General features: G+C 43.5%; 18 protein-coding genes. 4 read left to right on the plus strand and 14 right to left on the minus strand.

The annotated features are described in order from the left end of the window. Positions 1-36: 36 nt before the first annotated feature. The 7 genes from LIR34_RS03665 to LIR34_RS03695 form a co-directional block, all read right to left on the minus strand. Complete coding sequence (locus LIR34_RS03665; protein ID WP_173901853.1) at positions 37-726, minus strand: GntR family transcriptional regulator; 690 nt, start codon at positions 724-726, stop codon at positions 37-39. Positions 727-864: 138 nt separating this feature from the next. Then, on the minus strand, positions 865-2,076 hold the full coding sequence (gene pepT, locus LIR34_RS03670) for a peptidase T (protein ID WP_173901852.1): 1,212 nt from the start codon (positions 2,074-2,076) through the stop codon (positions 865-867). A gap of 73 nt (positions 2,077-2,149) precedes the next feature. Further along, positions 2,150-3,859 (minus strand): peptide ABC transporter substrate-binding protein, encoded by a 1,710-nt coding sequence (locus LIR34_RS03675; RefSeq protein ID WP_161285869.1) that lies wholly within the window; start codon positions 3,857-3,859, stop codon positions 2,150-2,152. Positions 3,860-3,935: 76 nt separating this feature from the next. Next, positions 3,936-4,973, minus strand: coding sequence for an ABC transporter ATP-binding protein (locus LIR34_RS03680; protein WP_161285870.1), 1,038 nt, complete (start codon positions 4,971-4,973; stop codon positions 3,936-3,938). Then, positions 4,966-6,021 (minus strand): ABC transporter ATP-binding protein, encoded by a 1,056-nt coding sequence (locus LIR34_RS03685; RefSeq protein ID WP_161285871.1) that lies wholly within the window; start codon positions 6,019-6,021, stop codon positions 4,966-4,968. The genes LIR34_RS03680 and LIR34_RS03685 overlap by 8 nt, the downstream gene beginning before the upstream one ends. Positions 6,022-6,037: 16 nt before the next feature. Further along, positions 6,038-7,390: an ABC transporter permease gene (locus tag LIR34_RS03690; RefSeq protein ID WP_173901851.1), complete on the minus strand. Its 1,353-nt coding sequence runs from the start codon at positions 7,388-7,390 to the stop codon at positions 6,038-6,040. Positions 7,391-7,396: 6 nt separating this feature from the next. Continuing rightward, positions 7,397-8,338, minus strand: a complete 942-nt coding sequence (locus tag LIR34_RS03695) for an ABC transporter permease (protein WP_173901850.1) — start codon at positions 8,336-8,338, stop codon at positions 7,397-7,399. A gap of 361 nt (positions 8,339-8,699) precedes the next feature. Here LIR34_RS03695 and LIR34_RS03700 point away from each other — a divergent pair, with 361 nt between their 5' ends. After that, a complete protein-coding gene (locus tag LIR34_RS03700; RefSeq protein ID WP_173901849.1) occupies positions 8,700-9,719 on the plus strand; it encodes a M42 family metallopeptidase in 1,020 nt (339 codons plus the stop codon). 105 nt (positions 9,720-9,824) lie between these two features. Here the strand turns inward: LIR34_RS03700 and LIR34_RS03705 are convergent, their stop codons facing one another. Both LIR34_RS03705 and LIR34_RS03710 read right to left on the minus strand, forming a co-directional pair. Beyond that, entirely contained in the window at positions 9,825-11,222 is a 1,398-nt protein-coding gene (locus LIR34_RS03705) for a sodium-dependent transporter (protein WP_173901848.1), read from the minus strand. Between the two features lie 117 nt (positions 11,223-11,339). After that, a complete protein-coding gene (locus LIR34_RS03710) occupies positions 11,340-12,506 on the minus strand; it encodes a PucR family transcriptional regulator (RefSeq protein WP_173901847.1) in 1,167 nt (388 codons plus the stop codon). Positions 12,507-12,700: 194 nt separating this feature from the next. Here LIR34_RS03710 and LIR34_RS03715 point away from each other — a divergent pair, with 194 nt between their 5' ends. Continuing rightward, positions 12,701-12,853: a hypothetical protein gene (locus LIR34_RS03715; RefSeq protein ID WP_161285877.1), complete on the plus strand. Its 153-nt coding sequence runs from the start codon at positions 12,701-12,703 to the stop codon at positions 12,851-12,853. A 59-nt stretch (positions 12,854-12,912) separates the two neighbouring features. Here LIR34_RS03715 and LIR34_RS03720 read toward each other — a convergent pair whose 3' ends face one another. From LIR34_RS03720 to LIR34_RS03730, 3 genes are all read right to left on the minus strand, one after another. Then, positions 12,913-15,894 carry a response regulator gene (locus LIR34_RS03720; protein WP_161285878.1) on the minus strand — a complete coding sequence of 994 codons (2,982 nt, stop codon included), beginning with the start codon at positions 15,892-15,894 and terminating at the stop codon, positions 12,913-12,915. Next, positions 15,891-16,730: a substrate-binding periplasmic protein gene (locus LIR34_RS03725; protein WP_173901846.1), complete on the minus strand. Its 840-nt coding sequence runs from the start codon at positions 16,728-16,730 to the stop codon at positions 15,891-15,893. The genes LIR34_RS03720 and LIR34_RS03725 overlap by 4 nt, the downstream gene beginning before the upstream one ends. Positions 16,731-16,931: 201 nt before the next feature. Next, the gene (locus LIR34_RS03730; protein WP_173901845.1) at positions 16,932-17,858 is read right to left on the minus strand and encodes a dipeptidase; all 927 of its coding nucleotides are present in this window, start codon (positions 17,856-17,858) and stop codon (positions 16,932-16,934) included. A gap of 319 nt (positions 17,859-18,177) precedes the next feature. Here LIR34_RS03730 and LIR34_RS03735 point away from each other — a divergent pair, with 319 nt between their 5' ends. Together LIR34_RS03735 and LIR34_RS03740 are read left to right on the plus strand one after the other, a co-directional pair. Next, positions 18,178-19,143 carry a helix-turn-helix domain-containing protein gene (locus LIR34_RS03735; RefSeq protein ID WP_173901844.1) on the plus strand — a complete coding sequence of 322 codons (966 nt, stop codon included), beginning with the start codon at positions 18,178-18,180 and terminating at the stop codon, positions 19,141-19,143. A 32-nt stretch (positions 19,144-19,175) separates the two neighbouring features. Continuing rightward, the gene (locus LIR34_RS03740) at positions 19,176-20,852 is read left to right on the plus strand and encodes a glycoside hydrolase family 13 protein (RefSeq protein ID WP_173901843.1); all 1,677 of its coding nucleotides are present in this window, start codon (positions 19,176-19,178) and stop codon (positions 20,850-20,852) included. Positions 20,853-20,916: 64 nt separating this feature from the next. On the opposite strand, the gene LIR34_RS03745 is transcribed toward LIR34_RS03740, so the two are convergent. Together LIR34_RS03745 and LIR34_RS03750 are read right to left on the minus strand one after the other, a co-directional pair. Next, positions 20,917-21,402 carry an HD domain-containing protein gene (locus LIR34_RS03745; protein WP_161285883.1) on the minus strand — a complete coding sequence of 162 codons (486 nt, stop codon included), beginning with the start codon at positions 21,400-21,402 and terminating at the stop codon, positions 20,917-20,919. Between the two features lie 87 nt (positions 21,403-21,489). Next, complete coding sequence (locus tag LIR34_RS03750) at positions 21,490-21,630, minus strand: helix-turn-helix domain-containing protein (protein WP_330603595.1); 141 nt, start codon at positions 21,628-21,630, stop codon at positions 21,490-21,492. Between the last annotated feature and the right edge of the window lie 29 nt (positions 21,631-21,659).

The following is a 21,659-nucleotide window of genomic DNA, read 5'->3' on the forward strand; positions in this document are numbered from 1 at the left end:
ACACTGTATCTCCTTCTCAAATTCCACAGCTTCAGTTTATATTGCCATCATCCAACTCTTCTTCAGATCAGATTCTTCAAGTTTCTGATCCTGCAGCATACGGAAAATGGTTGTCCAGTAATGCTTTTTGACTTCCTGGCAGATCTTGTTACAGTCTCCCTCTTTGCATGCCTCCAGGATGGCAATATGATTATCATACTGTCGTTCCAGTATTTTTTCTTTTTCTGCCAGTAAATTGTATCCTGCCAGCAGATTGCTGTAATACAGTTCTTTCCATGCCTTCTCAAGCCGCGGAAGTTTTGACATCAATACCAGTTGTTCATGAAACTGGTTGTCATATTCAAACACACGGTCAAATTCATTTACAGGAATACTTTTCATATGTTCCAGAATGTTTTCCATATTCCTGATCGTATCTTCAGGCACCTTTCCATTCAGCAGACGTATGCTGACTATTTCATAATTGGTACGAAGAAGATACACTTCATAAGAATCCTTAACGGAAAAATTACGCACGGAGCATCCCACATTTCTGGTATATTCTACAATCCCCTCAATCTCCAGCTGACGCAGTGCTTCACGGATCGGACCTCTGCTTGTATGAAATTCCTGTGCCAGTTCCAGTTCCACAATCCGCTCACCCGGACGGATCTGATGATTCATGATCTTGGCCCGGATAGCATTCACTACACTCTCTCTTAATGTTTTGTACAATAATTCGCTCATATGTCTCCCTGCTATATTATAGCTGTGATGCACCTGCATGGACTGACAGTGCATCTTCAGTTATCTGTTACTTTATCACTTTACCATAAAATATTATATCTAAATTCTTTTTCACTGTAAAGTGTTATCACAAAAGCATCACATTTTTTTGATAATGTTTTTGATGATTTCTACGGACTGATCCATTCCTTCCACCGTAATATGTTCAAACGGACCATGGAAGCCATCTCCGCCGGTACCGAGATTCGGACACGGCAGTCCTCTGAAGCTTAGACGGGCACCATCTGTACCGCCACGGATCGGAGCGATATCCGGCTCTACCCCTGCCTCTTTGCAGGCTTCTTTCGCATAGTCAATCAGCTGCATACATGGTTCGATCTTTTCTCTCATATTACGGTAAGATTCTTCAAGTTTTACCTCTGCTGTCCCCTCTCCGTAAATGGTATTGATCTGGGCTGCTGCCTGACGCATTTTCTCCTGTTTTTCCTCGAATAATGTTGAATCAAAATCACGGATAATGTATTTCATCACTGCCTGTTCTACATTTCCATTAAAATCTGTCAGATGATAAAATCCCTCATATCCCTCTGTTTTTTCCGGACATGCATCTTTTGGCAGCATTCCATGGAACTCCATGGCAATGGTCTGGGCATTTTTCATAATATCCTTGGCGCTTCCCGGATGAACATTTACGCCATGTACTACCACTTCTGCGCTGGCTGCATTGAAGTTTTCAAACTGGATCTCTCCTTCATGGCTTCCATCCAGCGTATAACCGTAAACTGCCCCGAATTCAGGAATCTTCAGATAGTCTGCCCCTCCGCCTACCTCTTCATCCGGTGTGAAGGCGATGCAGATTTTTCCATGAGGGATCTTGTCTCTCATCAGCTCTTCTGCAGCTGTAAGAATTTCTGCAATTCCTGCTTTGTCATCTGCACCCAGAAGTGTAGTTCCATCTGTTGTGATCAGTGTTCTTCCTTTATATGTTTTTAATCTTGGAAAATCTCTGACAGAAAGCACTTTCCCGGAAGTTCCCAGTGCTACATCTTCTCCGTTATAATCCGGGATGATCTGTGGTTTTACGCCACATCCACTATAATCCGGAGCAGTATCCATGTGGGCGATCAGAGCAAGAGCCGGTACCTCTTCCATTCCTTCCGTAGCCGGAAGATATCCATAAACATAACCATATTCATCAATTTTAACATCGGAAAGACCGAGTTCATTCATCTCCTCAACGAGAAGATTTCCCAGATCCAACTGTCTTTTGGTAGTTGGAACCGTTGTACTGTCTTCATCACTTGAAGTCCAGACAGTTACATATTTCAAAAAGCGTTCATAGGCTTTCATATCACAATCTCCTTAGTTTTTCGAGAAAAACAGCCCGGACACTATATCCGGGCCGTATCTTTATAAAATAATCTTATGCCTGGTGGGTATATCCGAAGAAGAAATATCCAAGTGGGCAATAATACATTCCTTCGATACCATCTGCAAGCATGTATTTCTGAGTATAGAAGTACAGCGGAGCTAAAGCGTTGTCTTCGCCGATGATCTTATCCTCAGCTTTATGAAGCAGTTCCATACGTTCTTTGACATCTGTTGTGGTTTTTGCTTCTTTAATAAGAGAATCATACTCTTCGTTTGAATACTGAGCGTCGTTGTTTCCGCCGCCAGTCATCCACATATCAAGGAAGGAAATCGGGTCATTGTAGTCAGCGATCCAGCCGTTACGTGCGATAGAGTAATCTCCATCCTTACGTGTCTGAAGGAATGCTGCCCATTCCTGGTTATTCAGAGTAACCTTTACGCCAAGTTCTTCTTCCCACATGTACTGAAGAGCTTCTGCTACAGCTTTGTGAGCATCACTTGTGTTATAGAGATATTCTACAACCGGGAAGCCTTCTCCGTTTTCATATCCTGCCTCAGCAAGAAGTGCTCTCGCCTCTTCACAGTTCGCTTCATAGTCAGCATCTGTAGGTTTGTAGTAATCTCCACCAACTGTACGGAAGTCATCTCCGGTTGCTCCTTCAGCATCGTAAACACCAGCCGGTACAAATCCGCCAGCTTCAACCTGTCCGGACTGTGTAACCTGATTTACGATATAAGTACGATCGATTGCCAGAGAGAATGCTTTACGAACTCTCGGGTCATCGAATGGTGCTTTCTGAGTCTGGAAACATACATAATATGTTCCGATATAGTCTACGATCTTCATATCACCGGAAGCGATCAGGTTAGCGATCTCTGCCTGCGGAACATCCTCGATGAAATCAAGCTCACCGGAATTGAATCCGGAAAGCATAGCGTTCTGGTTATCCATCAGCTTGAATGTGATTGTTTCTGGTCCAAGTTTCTCATAATCATAGTAGTTTTCGTTCTTTTCTACCACGATCTGAGAGTTATGAGTCCACTCTTTCATTTTGTAGGCTCCATTGGAGATGTATGTTGAAACATCAAATGTCCAGTTATCTCCAGCTTCTTCGATAACATCCTGACGTACTGGCATCATAGCCGGAAAAGCACACAGTTCTTCAAAATATGGCAGATCATTTACGAGAGTTACTTCGAATGTTTTGTCATCAACTGCTTTAACAGCCAGTTCAGATGCATCTTTTTCACCGGCGATGATCTCGTTGGCATTAACAACACAATCCAGCATGTAGCTGTAATCAGCTGCTGTTGCAGGATCTACAAGACGTTTCCATGCATATTCAAAATCACCTGCTGTTACATCTTTACCGTCAGACCATTTGATTCCATCACGAAGTTTGAAGGTATAAGTTACAGTTCCGTCTTCATTCTCTGTTTTTTCGTAGCTTTCTGCCTGTCCTGGAGCCAGCTGTGCACTGTTAGCAGTACCGTCACTGCCATTTACTTCTACACCACTGTCTTCCCATTTCATCAGACCTTCAAACAGATGGTTAGCCATGTTACTGCCATCACTGGTAGTATTAAGTGTCGGATCCATTGTCTGAGGCTCAGAAGCCAGGTTTACTGTGATATTAAAATCACCAGTACTTGCAGTTTCCTCTGTTGCTTCGTTCTCAGCTGCACTTACCATTGTTGCACCAGCAAACATAGATACGGTAAATGTTGCAGCTAACAGGATAGATAAGACTCTCTTCTTCATATATCCTCTCTCCTTTTCTCTTTTTATTGATAAACAGGGAGTCCTGTATATCTTGAATTAATAACATGCAATACCTTTACTTTTCAAGCAGATGACATGCCACCCAGTGACCCTTGTCATATTCCTTGAATGTCGGTACGACCTGTTTACATTTCTCAGTAGCATAAGGACAACGTGTATGGAATCTACAGCCGCTTGGCGGATTCATAGGAGACGGAATATCTCCTTCCAGTACGATTCGCTGTCTGCTTCTGCTTACCTCAGGATCCGGTACCGGAACAGCAGAAAGCAGTGTCTTGGTGTATGGATGCAGAGGATTGCGGTTCAGCTCATAGCTTTCTGCAAGCTCAACCATTGTACCCAGATACATAACACCGATACGATGAGAAATATGTCTTACAACCGAAAGGTCATGAGCAATAAACAGATAGGTAAGTCCCATCTCATGCTGCATATCCTCCAGCATATTTACAACCTGAGACTGGATAGAAACATCCAGCGCGGAGATTGGTTCGTCACACACGATAAATTCCGGATTTACTGCAAGTGCACGTGCGATACCGACACGCTGCTGCTGTCCACCGGAGAATTCATGAGGATAACGGTTTGCATGCTCTGTATTCAGACCTACATGTCCAAGCAGTTCCTTGATACGGTCTGTTCTGTCCTTCTTGCTGGCATATAACTTGTGAATATCAAGTGCCTCGCCAATAATCTCTCCGACCGTCATACGCGGGTCAAGACTTGCAGATGGATCCTGGAAAATGATCTGCATCTTACGACGGTAAGGAAGCATGTTCACCTGTTTTGCCTTCGGGACTTTTACCGGATGAAGGATTCCATTCTCATCTCGTTTCCAGGGATCCTGTCCCTCAAAAATTGTTTCTCCGTCATAAATGATCTTTCCGGAAGTAGGATTATATAACTGTAATACTGTACGGCCGAAGGTTGTTTTTCCACAACCGGATTCCCCTACCAGTCCAAGAGTCTCTCCTCTCTTGATCTCAATGGAGATATCCTCTACAGCCTGTACTCCAGGTCCCTTAATGCCTTTGACCGGGAAATATTTTTTCAGGTGTTCAACCCGAACAAGAGTATCATTTTTCTCACTCATGGCTGCCTGCCTCCGTTTTTTCTGTATTTTTGTCTGCTGCTTTCTGTGCCTTTATCTGATCCTGCACACACAGCCAGCATGCAGCTCTGTGGTTTTCGCCCAGTTCTACATATGGCGGCATCTTCTGCAGACAAATCTTCATGGCACTTTCACAACGCGGTGCAAAAGGACATCCTTCCGGAGGATTCAGCATATCTACCGGAGTTCCCTCGATCGGGATCAGACGTTCATAGCTGTCTGCGTCTACTCGCGGCATGGAGCGAAGAAGACCTCTGGTATAAGGATGGCCCGGTGCATAGAAAATATCATCGACTGGTCCCTGCTCTACCATCTTACCTGCATACATAACAGATACTTTGTCACAGATCTCTGCCACAACGCCGAGGTTATGTGTGATGAAAATAATACCCATCTGATTTGTCTTCTGAAGTTTTTTCATCAGTTCAAGAATCTGTGCCTGGATCGTTACATCAAGTGCCGTTGTCGGCTCATCTGCGATCAGAAGCTTCGGATGACAGATCAGACCCATTGCGATCATAACACGCTGACGCATACCACCTGAGAGTTCATGCGGATACTGTTTCATACGTTTTTCAACGTTATTGATACCTACTTCCTCAAGCATTGCCATGGCACGTTTCTGAGCATCTTCTTTGCTGATGTTCTTGTCATGAGCTTTTAATGCCTCAACCAGCTGGTTCCCAATCGTATATACCGGGTTCAGACAGGTCATCGGGTTCTGGAAGATCATTGCCACTTCACTTCCTCGGAAGTTGACCATCTCTGCCGGAGTCTTGGCCAGTACGTCCTGGCCTTCAAAAGTAATGGATCCGCCAATTACTTTACCTGGATTCTGTAAGAGACCGATGATGGAATAAGCTTCCACACTTTTTCCGGATCCGGACTCACCAACAACACCCATTACTTCATTATAATTCAAATCATAACTGATTCCATTTACTGCTTTTACTTCTCCTGCCGGAGTGAAGAAAGAAACCTGGAGATCTCTGACTTCCAAAAGCTTGTCAGTTTTTTTATTCTGTTCCATTATGTTTCTCCCTTTCTTATTTTTTCAGCTTAGGATCTAATGCATCACGAAGGCCATCACCAAACAGGTTCAGAGACAGGATCATAACACTTAAGATCACTGCCGGAATGAACAGTCGGTATGGATAAGTTGTGAGTCCGCTCAGTGCTTCGGAACACATGGATCCAAGACTGGTAAGCGGAGCTGATACACCAACACCCAGGAAAGATAAGAAGGATTCCAGGAAGATTGCTGAAGGGATCTGCAGGAAAGTAGTCGTAACGATCTGTCCGATACAGTTCGGAAGCAGATGCTTTGTGATGATACGTCCACCCTTGGCACCAAGTGCTCTGGCTGCTGTTACATATTCCTGCTGTTTTAACTGCAGGATCTGTCCACGGATGATACGGCTCATAGTTACCCAGTACAGAAGACCAAAAGCAATAAACATTGAGATCAGATTTGGTCCAAGCAGAGTTACCAGACTCTGTAAAATACCATCCCCGGAATTCTGGAACTGTTCCAGTGCCGGTTTCAGAGTTGCAGATAACAGAAGGATGATCAGCATCTCCGGAATAGAGTAAATGATCTCAACGATACGCTGCATCACAGTATCAACCATGCCGCCACAGTAACCGGAAATAGAACCATACAGTGCACCAATAACCAGTACCAGAAGTGCTGCACAGACACCTACGATAATAGATACTCTGGCTCCGACCATTACACGGACCATGATATCACGTCCCTGATCGTCAGTACCAAATACATGCGGGAATACTTTTTCACCTTCAGCTTTTTTCTGAAGTTCTTTATTGGAGTAACCAAACATACTGTGCTTGATACCCAGTGCTTTGACAGCATCTGCCTCTGTGACTTTTTCTTCATTGTTACTTGCTTCCTGCTGGGATACGTTTGCTTTGGCACGGATCTTGGCTTCATCCACACGGCTTAAAGTGGTACCCTTGGCTTCTGCTTCTTTACGTGCCTGTTCTACTGCTTCATCAGGGGACAGCTTACCGGCACCACTGTGCTCTTCCATGTAAGCATTGATCTTTTCCTGATCTTCCAGGCTGTAGTGCCATGGATGTAAAGCTTCTGAGCCACGGATCTGCTGTTTGTATGTATACGGAACAACAGCCGGTCCTACAAATGCGAAGATTGCCAGCAGGATAATAATAACCAGTGCCACCATCGCTACTGTGTTTTTGCGAAGACGTCTCCATGCATCTTTCCAATAGGACACACTTCTGCGGTCCTGAATAAAATTCTCTTTCTCTTCAGATGTTGCCGGTTCAAAAGCATCTGCCGGCAGGTCATTCCACTGGAGGATGTCCTCAATATTTGGCTGAAGAGAACCCGGTTTATGAAATCTTTTCTTATCAGACATAACCTTTTAGTTTCCTCCCTTTACCAGATTAATTCGCGGATCCACCAGTTTGTAGCACAGGTCTACGATCAGGTTCATCACGATAATAAATGCTGCCAGGAAAATCGTTGTTCCCATGATCAGCGGATAGTCACGGTTCTGGATAGCCTGTACAAAATATCTTCCCAGTCCCGGAATTGAAAATACAGTTTCTACTACAAGACCACCGCAAAGTGTAAATGCGATCTGGGGTCCGAGATAAGTGATAACCGGAATCAGCGCATTACGCAGAGCATGTTTGAAGATAATCTTATTGTTTTTCAGACCTTTTGCTCTGGCTGTCTTGATATATTCCTGATTGATGGCATCCAGCATGGATGTCCTGGTCTGTCTGGAAAGATAGCACATAGGATAAAATCCAAGAGCTGCACACGGCAGTACGTAACTTGCCGTTGTTCCGTCAAACAGTGCCGGAAAAACTTTCAGACCTTCAATACCTCCACAGAACGTATGCAGCAACAGTGTAGCTACAACAAATCCCGGCATTGAAATACCGATGGTACACAGCACTCGCAAAAAGCTGTCCACCCAGGTTCCTCTCTTGAAGGCTGCAAGACATCCAAGGGGAACACCTACGAGCACTGCCCATAAAAGAGCAATACTGCCGACTTTTGCAGAAACAGGGAACATTTCCTTGATGATGCTCAGAACCGGACGGTTCTTCTGCATCTTAATGGAGGTTCCAAAATCTCCCTGTGCCAGATTCTTCAGATATTTACCCAGCTGGATATACTTAGGCTGGTCCAGTCCGTATTTTGCATTCAGTGCCTGGATAGTTGCCTCAGATGGTGTCTTTTCTGATAACCAGGGATTACCCGGAATAGCATTCATCAGAAAGAACGTAATACTGGCAACAAGCAGCAATGTAACAAATGCCATACAGACTCTTCGTACTGTGTATTTTGTCATATTTTACACCTTTCCTCTCTATCTTCTCTCTTTTTTATCTATTCTGTCGATTGTAAGTTGTCGACAATATGACAATATTATACCTACTTTACCACATTAGTGTCAAGCTAAATCAGGGAATTTGTTTTTATTTTTCACACACTTGTATTTTGTTCGCGGACATTATAATGTGAAATGTCCGTGAAACTATGATTTTTCCAAAATCTGCAAAATCTGATTGACTTTTTTATTCCGATAGTTACAATGATATGCGAAGCTTTTCGGCCGCATGACAGATTTTTATTCCGGCAGAAAAGCTTTATCCGACAACAGCCCTCTGATGGGGCTGTACTTTTTATTACAAATCAGGAGGAACCGACACATGAGTTCTTATATGGATTTTATCACAGAACAATTATACGCACTGACTGCTATTCCAAGCCCGACCGGCTTTACCAAAAAAGCAGCCGATTACCTTTTGGCAGAACTGACTTCCCTTGGATATACTCCAGAACTTTCCAATAAAGGAAATGTATCTGTCACTCTGGGAGGAAGCGGCTCGCCTCTGGTACTGGCTGCTCACGTTGATACTTTAGGTGCTATGGTTCGTTCCATCAAGGAAAATGGACGCCTTCGTCCTACAACCCTCGGTGGTCATCAGTGGTCTACCGCTGACGGAGAAAACTGCACTATCCATACCCGGGACGGCAGAGTTTACACCGGCGTGGTGTTAAACACCGAACCATCTGCCCATGTTGCAGATCAAAAAGTTGAAACTCTGGAAGAGAACATGGAAATTCTGCTGGATGAAAATGTATCCTCCAAAGAAGATGTTCTGGCCCTCGGCATTCAGACCGGAGACATCATCGCCATGGATCCCCGCACAGTTATTACCAAAAGTGGATACATCAAAAGCCGTTTTCTGGATGACAAGCTCTCTGCTGCTATCCTTCTTGGACTTGCCAGGGCTATCCAGGACGAAGACTGGGAACTGAACCGTAAAGTATCTTTGTTGTTTACAGTCTATGAGGAAGTGGGACACGGCGGATGTTTTATCCCTCAGGATACCGAAGAAATGCTTTCTGTAGATATGGGCTGTGTCGGTGCCGATCTTGGCTGTACAGAACGGATGGTATCTATCTGTGCCAAAGATTCCGGCGGCCCTTATAATTATGACCTGGTAACCACACTTTCTAATATTGCCAGAGAGCAGAAGCTGGATTATGCCATTGACATTTATCCACATTATGGATCTGATGTAGAGGCTTCTTTACGTGCCGGCTACGATATCCGTCACGGCCTGATCGGACCCGGTGTCTATGCTTCCCACAACTATGAACGTTCCCATGTAAATGGAGTTCGCTGCACCTTTGAACTGTTAAAGACCTATATTACGAAATAACAAACAGCCGGATACTTTTGATCATGTTTACAGAATCAGAAGTATTCGGCTGTTTTTATCTGAGCAGATAAGAGTCATTATCTTCTCAGAAAACTTATCCAATTATTATATCCAGTCGGCAAATCCGGCAGATACCAGGAACAGAATCAACATGACGATCGGCACTACATAGCGAATCATAAATCGATATAAACCGGCCCGCCTGAAATGTTCCCCGTTTCGCTCCACCTCTCCTATGATCCAGTCGGGTCCGATCACCCAGCCGATCAGGATACTGGTCAGAAGTGAGATAAATGGCATCAAAAAACTGTTGCTGATATAATCCATAACATCCAGGAGCTGTCCGACAGAACCATTTGGAAGTTTCAGTTCGAAATACAGTTTATTATACCCAAGGCAGATCAGCACTGCCGTAATAAGAGAATATACTCCGACCACGCCGCACATTTTTTTACGTGGTTTATGAGAAAGCTCCATGCAGTTTGCAACCAGAGTTTCCATAACCGATACACAGGAGGTCAGTGCCGCAAATCCCATCATCAGGAAAAACAGGATTGCCACCGGACGGCCGAAGATTCCCATGGCTTCAAATACCTTTGGCAAAGAGATAAAGATCAGGCTTGGCCCGGAAGCCATTCCATCGTTTCCAAGGAACACAAAGACAGCCGGGATGATCATCATTCCTGCAAGAAATGCAACTCCGGTATCAAAAATTTCAATCTGATTTGTCGCCTTATTCAAATTCACTTCATTCTTTACATAAGAACCATAGGTGATCATAATTCCCATCGATACACTTAAAGAAAAGAACAGCTGGCTCATCGCATCCAGAAGAATCTCAAGGAAACGCTTTACTGTCAGACCGCTAAAATCCGGTCTGATATAAACAGCCAGTCCCTGAAGACCGGTACGAACAGTACCATCTGCATCCGTATGAGACAGAGTCAGTGAAAAAACAGCAATAACCAGAATCAGAAGGATCAGCCCCGGCATGATAATTCTGGAAAACTTTTCAATTCCCTTTTCCACACCACGAAATACGATCCAGGCGGTCAGTGCCAGAAAGATCAGCATAAATACGATCGGTGCAATATCCGATGTGATAAACGATGTAAAATATCCATCTGCTGCCGCTTCCTTTCCATCAGACACAACATAAATAAAAAAGTACTTTGCGATCCATCCACCGATGACAGAATAGTATGTCATGATCAGTGCCGGAACCAGAAATGTCAAATGTCCCAAAAATTTCCACTTTGGATTAAGTGCTTCAAAAGCTCTCAATGCATTTTTCTTTGTTTTTCGTCCGATTGCAACATCTGTTGTCAGAAGTACAAAACCAAAAGTAAGTACCAGCACCAGATAAACCAGAAGAAACAGACCACCTCCGTCTTTTGCACAGAGATACGGGAATCTCCAGATATTCCCAACGCCTACGGCACTTCCGGCTGCTGCCAGGACAAATCCTATGGAGCCGGAAAAGCTGCTTCCTTTTTCTTTCATTTCAATTTCCCCTCTTCAAATAAAGTTTGATAAAGGCTGAATCTCTTCAGCCTAATATTTCTATATTAAGCCAAATAAGAAGATGTGTAAACGGTAAAATTTTCTTTTCACGAAATTTTACTCCTTTGAGCCGTGCATACTTCGGATATAGAAAGCAATCTGATAGGGCAGTCTCTCTTCCGGTGTCTTCAGTTCATTTCCCAGAATTTTTCTGATATTGCCAATTCGGTATAACACTGTGTTACGATGAGTATACAATTCTGCAGCCACTGCCTGGATACTTCCATTATGTTTCAGATACGATTTTAGCGTTTCCACGTAATCCGCGTGGTATCTGCGATCATATTCTTCCAGTGCTTCAAGACATTCTCTTTCTATTTCTTCCAGAATCTTCTTGTCTTCTACCCTGTAAAGCAGGCGGAACAATCCGCAGTCATCAAACTTTACCACCTGTTTTTTGTGTGTCACAGCCATTTGTGCTGCCGCTTTTGCCCTCTGATAACTTACAGAGAGCTGTGAAATATCTATACATCTGCTCCCGATCCCGACACACAATTCCAATCTCGGCATACGCCTTTTTCCTCTTTTTAAGGCTTTTTCTACAAGATTACACAAATACTCTTCCGAAAGTGCATTGGCTACCAGCACAAAATCCGAATTATAATAAAAGAAACTGGCATTGTGCGAAATGTCCTCAAGATATACCTGTATTCGATAAGACAGCTTTCTTCTCTCTACCGTATCCATAGAATCCAGTCCTTCGCAGGTGAGCAAAAATACCTGAAAACTTCCATCCACATCAAAATGCTGCAACAGTTCTTTTCTGTATGCCTTCTGGTTTTCGGGTGTCTCAATTGCCGCAATCAGAGCCGAGGCAATCTGCTCATCGGTATGATCCTGCAAAAACACATGAATACTGAAATCTTTTATCATATCTGACAAATGTACTTCCCATGGCACAGTCAGAAGCGGAAGATCATTTTCGTCACAGTATGCCTTCAGTTCTTCTGGTACCTCATAAATATACTGTCCCACATTAATGATCAGTCCGGAGGCATGATATTTGTTCAACAGTCTTGCAAGATTCATCCAGTCTTCTTTTTGTGGAAAGCCAAGCCCTGTTGTCACTGCGAGTTCCTTTCCCCAAAAGTTCTGTATGATCGTGGTATCTTCCAGAAGATGCACCCAGCTGATTGAATTTGCCCAGCCATTTTTTCCTGCAAGAAACTTCATTTCATATCTCTCTTCTGCCGTCAGTATCATATCTTCTATTGTAAAACTCATATCCCCTCACCTCTGTCTTCCATCTGATTTACCTTTTTGTCTCTTTTTCTCTTATTATATCATCTTATTGTGCTGGAAGCACATATTTAACCCCTGATTTTTAGAATTATCCCCTATAGTTTTTATTTAATTTTGTGCTACAATATAAGTAACTTAAGAAATACTTATAAGGATTCATTAAAGGAGGCGTGATTATGAGATTCGCAACTTATACAAATTCACCGGATACTCTTCCGGAATGGATTACAACGGAACGGTATATGTATTGTGACAATTTTATAAACGATTATATGCACTCTGAACATTTCAGTCTTCTTGCATTTATCAGACGTCTGTTTCACAGATAATATATACGCTCCCTTTTAGTAAAAAGGACATCCTTAGACTCAGGATGTCCTTTTCTTTTTTATCTGCCAAAAATCTGATCCAGATTTTCCAGGATCACATCTGCATTGATCGGTTTTGCAATATGACCGTTCATACCTGCCTTGATCGCCTTTTTACGGTCTTCTTCAAAAGCATTCGCAGTCATCGCGATGATCGGTATATTTGCACATTTCAGATCCGTAAGCGTACGTATCTCTCGGGTTGCAGTATAGCCATCCATCTTCGGCATCTGAATATCCATAAAGATCAGGTCATATTTTCTGCCTTCTGCAGATGACATGATGTTTACAGCATCCGTACCATCCTCTGCAATATCCACACTCAGACCAATTTCCTGCATGATCGCCGTCGCGATCTCACGATTCAGTTCATTGTCCTCTACAAGAAGAACTTTCTTTCCTTCATAATTTCTCTGGCTTTCTGCTTGAAGCTTCTGATTCTCATTCTTAAGAAGTGCTCTCTGCTCCGGATTCATCAGAACTTCCCGCAGTTCTGAAAGAAACAGAGGTTTCGACACAAATGCAGTTACACCCGCTTCCTTTGCCTCCTGTTCAACATCTGACCAGTCATACGCCGTCAGGATGATAATTGGATTCTCAGGTCCAACCACCATACGGATCCTGCGGACTGTCTCAATTCCATTCATGTCCGGCATCAGCCAGTCAATGATATAAACCTTAAATTCCTGATTCTGTTCATAAGCTTCCTTGGCACGAAGCACCGCTTCTTTTCCTGAAGTAGTCCAGTCTGCTGTCATCTCAATCTCACGCAGCATCCGGCTTACACTCATGCAGGTTTCCGCATCATCGTCCACAACAAGAGCCCGTGCTCCCTTAAGTTCCGGAATAGCTCCCCGTTTCACTGTTACTCCTGCTGTTTCGCATTCAAGCCTGACTGTAAATTCTGTTCCTTTTCCCACTTCACTTTCAACCTGGATCGTACCGCCCATCATATCCACGATATTTTTGGTGATCGCCATCCCAAGACCGGTTCCTCCGATTCCATTCTCCGTAACTGTATGTTCTCTTGAAAATGAATCAAACACCTGCTCCCGAAACTCCGGTGACATTCCGATTCCATTATCCTTCACACTGAAGATCACCGTTGTATATCCTTCTCTTCTGCATGGTTTCTCCGAGACACGAATATTAACCATACCACCAACCGGTGTAAACTTCACAGCATTACTGATAATATTCAGAAGCACCTGCGTCAGACGCAGCTTATCGGTAACGATATCTTCATGGAGTACATCCTGTGTATCAATATAAAGATCCTGTTGCTTGGAATACACATATCCCTGAATGATTGTTCTCAGATCGTGCAGAATGTCCGGCAGATGTACCGTTGTATATTCAATCCGGACGGAACCACTCTCAATTCTACTCATATCCAGTACATCATTGATCAGGCTTAACAGATGTTGTCCGGACGTATGGATCTTTTTCAGATAATCCAGAACAAGCTCCGTGCTGTCGATATGTGCTGTCGCAAGTGCAGTGAATCCAATGATCGCATTCATCGGCGTGCGGATATCATGAGACATATTATTCAGAAAGGCTGTCTTCGCCTTGTTCGCATGCTCCGCAGCCGCAAGTGCATTTCTCAGATTCTTATCCTGTTCCATCTCACGTTCTTTTTCTTCTGTCACATCACGATTCGCAACCAGGACTGCACACAGGTTCTTATCCTTATCATATTCCTGCGGCACAATGATCATCGTCATCCATCTTTCATCCACTGTCCGTGCTGTAAGACTCAATGTCATACGTTCTTTCAGTCGCTTCGCCACCGTACTCATATCGGCAAATTCCCGATACGCCTTCTGAAATGGCTCTGCAATAACCTGCTGTATCAGTTCTTCCTGATGTGCTTTCGAAATCCTGTCACCCTTCTGATCCGGCTTCATATAGTTTGAAGATTTTACAACTTCTATTTCCTCTGTTTTTAAATTCACAAGAGAAATAGAGGAATATGCATGACCCAGTGCATTGATCACTCGAAGTCTCTTCTGATCCTGAAGGATACTTCTTTTTTCTGTTCTGCTTCTGCTCACTCGATAAAGAGAAAAAAGAAGCAGTGCAAGCAGCACATAGATTACACATACAATATTTCGTGTGATGTACACCTGAACTTCCGGAAAAAAGATATATGCATCATAATCTTTGATCTTTTCCTGACGTCCATACCAGTTTCCGTTCTTTGAATGAAGACGGACAATTCCCTTCACACCTGCCTTAAATTCATTTTCATACAGGGACTTTGAGTCTTCTATCGAGTGAGCGGCCAGATCCTGTTTATTTGTACTGACAATCTTATCCTCATCACAGATCACAATACTTCCATTCATCTTAAAGGGAAAATCCGAAAATAGCGATGCCATCGTCAAATCTCCGTTAAGCTCATTTACTTCCTCTTTCTGCATATAGGAAATCAGGATGCCTGTCTCATCCTGTCTTGCCACCGCCGCAAAATCGTAGAGCTTTCCTTCGTTTCTCAGACGGGTCGTATAAGTCTTTTCCGGATGGTCTATAATATCACGTACATAATTACTTTCGATCAGTTTCTGCCACAGCGGCATGCTGTCTCCATCCTGCGTCTGTTCCTCTACATTCAGGCTCTGATCTAGCACAAGGATTCCTGTCAGACGCTGTTCCCTGGCATATTCATCCAGCATTTCTGCACTGAGATTTCCCTCCCGCGCCAGAACCCGGCTCAATTCTGTTATCTTATCCATAAGACGTACCAGACTCTTCACCTGGTCGTTCGTATTATAGATCTCATATCTTTCAATCCGGTTTTTTGCAAAGTCAAATGTCTCATCCAGCGTATTATTCAGCTTTTTATTATCACTCGCAGTCAGCAGCAGAAAAATCAGGATTCCGACAAAAATCTGTACAGTCACCAGTAAACAGGCATTTCTGTCAAACTGCTTTTTCTTCCCTGTGTTTTTCCCTCTTTTCTGTGTCTGCGGCATCTGCGTCCTCATCTGTCTGTTCATTTATTTTCTCCTCCCGGCAGAATCTTGTCCGCATCCAGTCCATATTTTATAACTATTTTTTCTGTAATACCCTCACCCTGCATCTCCTTGAGCGTTTCTGTAAGCTCTTCTGCTAATTCCTTATGAGTTCCTTTTTTAAAGGCTATTCCAAGTTCTGATGTATAAATACTTTCCTCCAGCATACGATAAGCGCCCTCACCGTCCTGTACCAGACTATTAAGCATCGCCTCATGTCCTGCAATCGCATCCACATAATTTTTCCTGAGTGCGGCATAAAGTTCATTCGTTGTAGAAAAACAGTTTACCTGCTCCATCTGTGGAAGATCTGAATCAATATTATGAAGAAAAAGATCCTCTGCCTTTGTAGTTGCCTGAACTGCGACTCTCTTCCCTTTCAGATCCTGAACCTTCTTGATTTCACTCTCGGCTCTTACGGCCACCATCTGACGACTGTACAGGTACGGACCTGCCCACTGATATTTATCTTCTCTTCCATTCATGGAATAACTGCTCCACAGACAGTCTATTGTCCTGTCTGCCAAAAGTTCATCCTTGTCTTCCCAGACAATATTCTCAAACTTCGGCTGATAACCCAGCCTCTGAAATGCTTCCTGGGCAAGTTCCACATCGATACCTTTGTATTCGCCGTCACTCGTCTGATAGCTGTAAGGTTCAAAATAATCCATTCCGATGACAATCTCCGGCAGTTCACTGTCCGCAGTTTTCTCTTTCTTTCCTCCACATCCTCCCAGCATAAGACTGCCAGCCAGAAGAAATGCAGTAATGCAAATTCTTTTTCCCCGGGTACGGGAGTTATTCTTTCGATTTTTTCTCATATCCAGTTCCTTTTTTATTTGTTTAACGTAACGCCAAAAAAGAACAGCCGATATATATTCGAACTGTTCCCCTGGTTCTTTCATTTCTGCAAAAGTCATTTTCGCTTATATCATTGTTATAATATCACAGGCACTTCCTTTTGTCACATAAAAGTTTAAAGTCTCAAACCAAAAGCCCCTGTATTCATAGAACATCATATTTTATAGATTTTCCATCACAAAACGATGTGCATTTCCGTAAAAGATTTTCTCTGTCAGTTCTTCTGAAAAACCATGTTTCATAACTTCCTCCCTTAAGAGTGGAATAGACTGTACTCCATTTATTCCCGCCGGAAAATGTCCGTTACAGCCGTCAAAATCACCTCCAATGGCAAGGCAGTCCTCCCCGCCCATTTCCAGTACAGCATCCATATGTTTCAAAAGATCTGATATCTGTGGTTTCTCACCTACAAACGCAGCACAGAAATTCATTCCTATAATTCCCCTCCTGCGGATCAGTTCCGCAAGATGACTCTTCTGAATATTACGAGGCATGTTCCATACTTCTCTTACATCCGAATGAGAGGCCATGATCGGTCTGTCTGTTATCTCAAACAGATCTTCAACTCCCTGATCCGACAGATGCGAAATATCTATCACGATTCCCTGATCTGTCAAAGCTTTTATTGTTTCTTTTCCCTTAGATGTCAGCCCCTTTCTCTGATCAAAGGCTGCGCCACATGCATATTTATTTTCGTAATTCCAGGCAGGCATTGCAAATCGAAATCCCATCTCATAAACTGTTTCGATATATTTTCCCATGACAGACATATCTTCAATAGATAAAAATGCGGCTGCTTTTCCCTGTCTGTGCGCTTTCTCCATTTCTGCTCCATTCAGACACAAGGTGATCTTACGGTTTTCATCTTCGAGATATGCCATAGCTCGATGATACAATCTCAGGAAATCCTGGTCAGGATCTTCTCTGTCCAGTTTCTTCGCATCTTTCCAGACAGCAAAAATCTGCGTGTAATTTTCTACAAAATCGCCTGCTCTTTTCAGATCCAGATCACCGGAGTTTTCCTCCAGGCAGTCTCCTGGTTTTACAATTTCAGTCAGTGTATCTGCATGACAGTCAAAATAATTCATTTTATCCGCCGTTCCTTTCTTCTATCTGAGGTATTTTCGTGAACCTTTTTTTACATTCATCTTATCATTCTTATATACAGTTTGTCCAGATTGGATCTCTGTCTTTCCAGTCTGATCAATAAGTCAAAATACCGTAATTTTTTGTCATATTAGCAGTAGATTTTTTCTTCCGTCACAGTTATAGTAGAAGATAACAAAGCGGAATAATTTCGGCAGTTTTTCTTAAAACCAGCTGAAAAGTGCTTTTATAAGTCAGAATAGCGTTATTAACAGGCACTTTTCTGACTCAAATGACAGCAACCATACAGGAGAAAAAACGATGGCAGAGGAAAAAAAAGGCCAGTTTCCTTCTTCCTTAAAAGAAGCAAGGCAGCATGGAAGCTTCAGTTTTCCATGTGCATTTTACCAGGCAGTGCCTGAAACCAATCCGCCCGGATTTCCATTTACGGTCAAACATCACTGGCACGAACCGGTCGAGATCATCTATCTTGAGCAGGACTCTTATCAGGTTGATATCAATATGACGCTGACTCATCTCAAAAGCCCATGCTTTTGTTTTATCAACAGCGGAGAACTGCATGCACTTACCTCCGATTCTGAACAGTATCAGGAACAGGCTGTCGTCTTTTCTCCCGATCTGCTCACATTCGCCGCTCCAGATCCGGCACAGGAACAGTTTCTGCTTCCATTATCGGAACATAAACTTTCCTTTCCATCTTTTCTTGGATCTGATCACCCGGCCTTTTCGGAAGTACAGCAGGAATTTTTCCGGATCCGCTCAATCTTTTCCCGCGAAAACCGGAGCTGTCTGGATCAGTTTACAATCGAAAGTCCCGTTTCACAACTGCGGATCAAGGCAGCACTTTTGAGTATTCTCGGAATTCTTGCCGAGTATGATCTGCTTACCCTGAACGATCCGGTACATAACCCTCGCGTAGAGCTTCTCAAGACCGTGATCAGTTATATCCGCCAAAACTACCCGCGTCCGCTTTCTCTTGGAGAGCTGGCTGCACTTGCCGGAATGAATGAGCAGTACTTCTGCCGTTTTTTCAAAAAAGCCCTCGGCAAAACACCCATTTCCTATATCAATGACTTTCGCATCCGGCATGCGGCAACGCTGCTGTGCACGACCGAACTGCCCGTCACGGAGGTCTGTCTGGAAAGCGGGTTCAATAATCTCGGACATTTTATGAAGGAATTCAAAAAAGCGACCCAGTTTACACCGCTGCAGTTCCGAAGGCAAAGTATGACGGAAACTTTTCCCGATAACAAACACTCTTTATAACTATTTTTATAACTAATGAAAGGAATTTTACTATGCAAAAAAAATGGTGGCACAAAAAAACAGCCTATCAGATCTACCCAAAAAGCTTCTTCGATTCCAATGGAGACGGCATCGGCGATCTTCCGGGCATTATCAGCAAACTCGATTACCTCAAAGACCTCGGCATCGACATTATCTGGCTCTCTCCGATCTACTGCTCTCCGCTCGCAGATCAGGGCTATGATATTTCGGATTATTACAACATCGACCCACGCTTCGGCACAATGGACGATATGGACCGTCTGATCGCGGAGGCCAAAAAACGTGATATGTACATCCTGATGGATCTCGTTGTCAATCACTGCTCTGATGAGCACGAATGGTTCAAAAAAGCCTGCGAAGATCCGGATGGCGAGTACGGAAAGTATTTTTATATTGAAGACTGTCCTGATGGAAAACTGCCGTGCAACTGGCGTTCCTACTTCGGCGGCAGTGTCTGGGAGCCGCTCCCGGGCCATCCGGACAAATATTACCTGCATATGTTCCACAAAAAACAGCCGGATCTGAACTGGGAAAATCCAAAACTGCGCGATGAAATCTACAAGATGATCAACTGGTGGCTCGATAAAGGACTTGCCGGCTTCCGTATCGATGCGATCATCAACATCAAAAAGGCGCTTCCATGGCAGGATTACCCGGCAGACCGTGCAGATGGTATGTGCAGCCCGGCCGAGATGCTCAATCATGCAGTCGGTGTCGGCGAATTCCTGGGAGAAATGCGTGACCGCACTTTCCTTCCGCACGGTGCCTTTACTGCCGGCGAAGTCTTCAATGAGAAACCGGAGGAACTTCCGGATTTCATCGGTGACAACGGATACTTCTCAACGATGTTTGATTTCAACGAAACCATCTTCGGCGGCAGCGAAAAGGGCTGGTACGACCAGACTCTGATCACCCCGAATGACTACCGTAGCTGTTGCTTTGCCAGCCAGAAAAAGATCGGCAACATCGGTATGCTCTCTAATATTATCGAAAACCACGATGAACCGCGCGGTGTTTCCCGTTATATCCCGGAGGGCGAATGTACCTCCACCGCCAAAAAGCTTCTTGCCACAATGAACATCATGCTCCGTGGTCTTCCGTTTATCTATCAGGGACAGGAAATCGGTATGGAAAATGTAGAATTCCAGTCGATTGACGAAGTAGATGATATTTCAACACTCGACGAGTACCAGGTAGCCTTGGATGCCGGTCTGACACCAGACGCCGCCCTGAAGGCAGTAAACCGTGTCAGCCGTGACAATGCACGTACTCCGTTCCAGTGGGATGCTTCTGCAAACGCAGGCTTTACGGCCGGCACTCCATGGCTGAAGGTAAACCGCAATTACACAAAGATCAACCTGGAAAGCCAGAAAGATGATCCAGACTCCGTTTATCAGTACTACCGCCGCCTGCTTGCACTGCGCAAGGATCCGGCTTATGCCGAAACTGTCGTATATGGTGATCTGCTTCCTGTATTTGAAGATCAGGACCGCGTCATGGCATACTACCGAAAGTCCGCAGATCAGACACTGCTCGTGATCGGCAACTACAAAACACAGCCACAGACTCTGACACTTCCGTCCAAGATCAAACATATCGTGCTGAACAATCTGCCGCAGCTCAAGACAGAAGGAAATGAAATTATGCTGGAAGGCTATCAGGCAGTCATTCTGGAAGTATTTTCATAAACAGAAAAAACACAGAGCAGAACCTTCATTCATCCGGTTCTGCTCTGTATTTTAACTTATTCTGTCAAATATCGAACATTTCTCTGCAAATTGTTTTTCCACACGCTGTTTTGAAAATATTATGATAGGCTTTTAACGCAGCTTCTTTCGTCAGACTATCCTCCATGATATTTACCAGAAAATCTGCCTCTACCAATATTTGATAATCCATTGCATCAATATCATTATATGTGTGATGATGTGCGATCAAATACTGAACCCGGTCAGATACCTCCTGATCAAATCCTAATTTTTTGAGTAGTCTTTCTGCTATTGCAGGACCTTCCTGCTCTTGTAGTCTGCCATTACAATTTCCATATTTTTCTTCACAGAAATGGATTCCAATATCATGTGTCAAGGCAGCAGCCTCAATAATAAACAAACTTTTCTTGTCTACATTCTCCGTTTCGGCAATTAACTTTGCATAACTATGCACTTTACAGAAATGTTGAATTCTCTTTGCATCTCCTCTATATAGTTCAATCATTGCCAGGTGTAATTTATTTATCATCTCATGTCTTCCTCCACTTTCTCGCATATATAATTACTCGTAAATTAATCCTATCATTTTTCATGATGAATATTATTTTTCGTAATTCTAATATGATTCATTGCATTTCCTTCTCTTCTCATCATTAAGCATCTGGTTGTACAGAAAACGACAACAGCCAAACGTTTTTCCAAGGAGTATCTTCTGTTCTTCTGTTGGATAAATCCGGAAACGATATGCTATGTTCAATTCTTTTTCTCTCCCTGGTTTTCGATGTA

This window comes from Blautia sp. MSK17_66, from assembly GCF_020538025.1.
Taxonomy (GTDB): Bacteria; Bacillota; Clostridia; order Lachnospirales; family Lachnospiraceae; genus Blautia_A.

Bases quoted from the DNA above. Each gene is read 5' to 3' on its own strand.
- LIR34_RS03665 (WP_173901853.1), bottom strand. From the start codon at position 726: ATGAGCGAATTATTGTACAAAACATTAAGAGAGAGTGTAGTGAATGCT.
- pepT (WP_173901852.1), bottom strand. From the start codon at position 2,076: ATGAAAGCCTATGAACGCTTTTTGAAATATGTAACTGTCTGGACTTCA.
- LIR34_RS03675 (WP_161285869.1), bottom strand. From the start codon at position 3,859: ATGAAGAAGAGAGTCTTATCTATCCTGTTAGCTGCAACATTTACCGTA.
- LIR34_RS03680 (WP_161285870.1), bottom strand. From the start codon at position 4,973: ATGAGTGAGAAAAATGATACTCTTGTTCGGGTTGAACACCTGAAAAAA.
- LIR34_RS03685 (WP_161285871.1), bottom strand. From the start codon at position 6,021: ATGGAACAGAATAAAAAAACTGACAAGCTTTTGGAAGTCAGAGATCTC.
- LIR34_RS03690 (WP_173901851.1), bottom strand. From the start codon at position 7,390: ATGTCTGATAAGAAAAGATTTCATAAACCGGGTTCTCTTCAGCCAAAT.
- LIR34_RS03695 (WP_173901850.1), bottom strand. From the start codon at position 8,338: ATGACAAAATACACAGTACGAAGAGTCTGTATGGCATTTGTTACATTG.
- LIR34_RS03700 (WP_173901849.1), top strand. From the start codon at position 8,700: ATGAGTTCTTATATGGATTTTATCACAGAACAATTATACGCACTGACT.
- LIR34_RS03705 (WP_173901848.1), bottom strand. From the start codon at position 11,222: ATGAAAGAAAAAGGAAGCAGCTTTTCCGGCTCCATAGGATTTGTCCTG.
- LIR34_RS03710 (WP_173901847.1), bottom strand. From the start codon at position 12,506: ATGAGTTTTACAATAGAAGATATGATACTGACGGCAGAAGAGAGATAT.
- LIR34_RS03715 (WP_161285877.1), top strand. From the start codon at position 12,701: ATGAGATTCGCAACTTATACAAATTCACCGGATACTCTTCCGGAATGG.
- LIR34_RS03720 (WP_161285878.1), bottom strand. From the start codon at position 15,894: ATGAACAGACAGATGAGGACGCAGATGCCGCAGACACAGAAAAGAGGG.
- LIR34_RS03725 (WP_173901846.1), bottom strand. From the start codon at position 16,730: ATGAGAAAAAATCGAAAGAATAACTCCCGTACCCGGGGAAAAAGAATT.
- LIR34_RS03730 (WP_173901845.1), bottom strand. From the start codon at position 17,858: ATGAATTATTTTGACTGTCATGCAGATACACTGACTGAAATTGTAAAA.
- LIR34_RS03735 (WP_173901844.1), top strand. From the start codon at position 18,178: ATGGCAGAGGAAAAAAAAGGCCAGTTTCCTTCTTCCTTAAAAGAAGCA.
- LIR34_RS03740 (WP_173901843.1), top strand. From the start codon at position 19,176: ATGCAAAAAAAATGGTGGCACAAAAAAACAGCCTATCAGATCTACCCA.
- LIR34_RS03745 (WP_161285883.1), bottom strand. From the start codon at position 21,402: ATGATAAATAAATTACACCTGGCAATGATTGAACTATATAGAGGAGAT.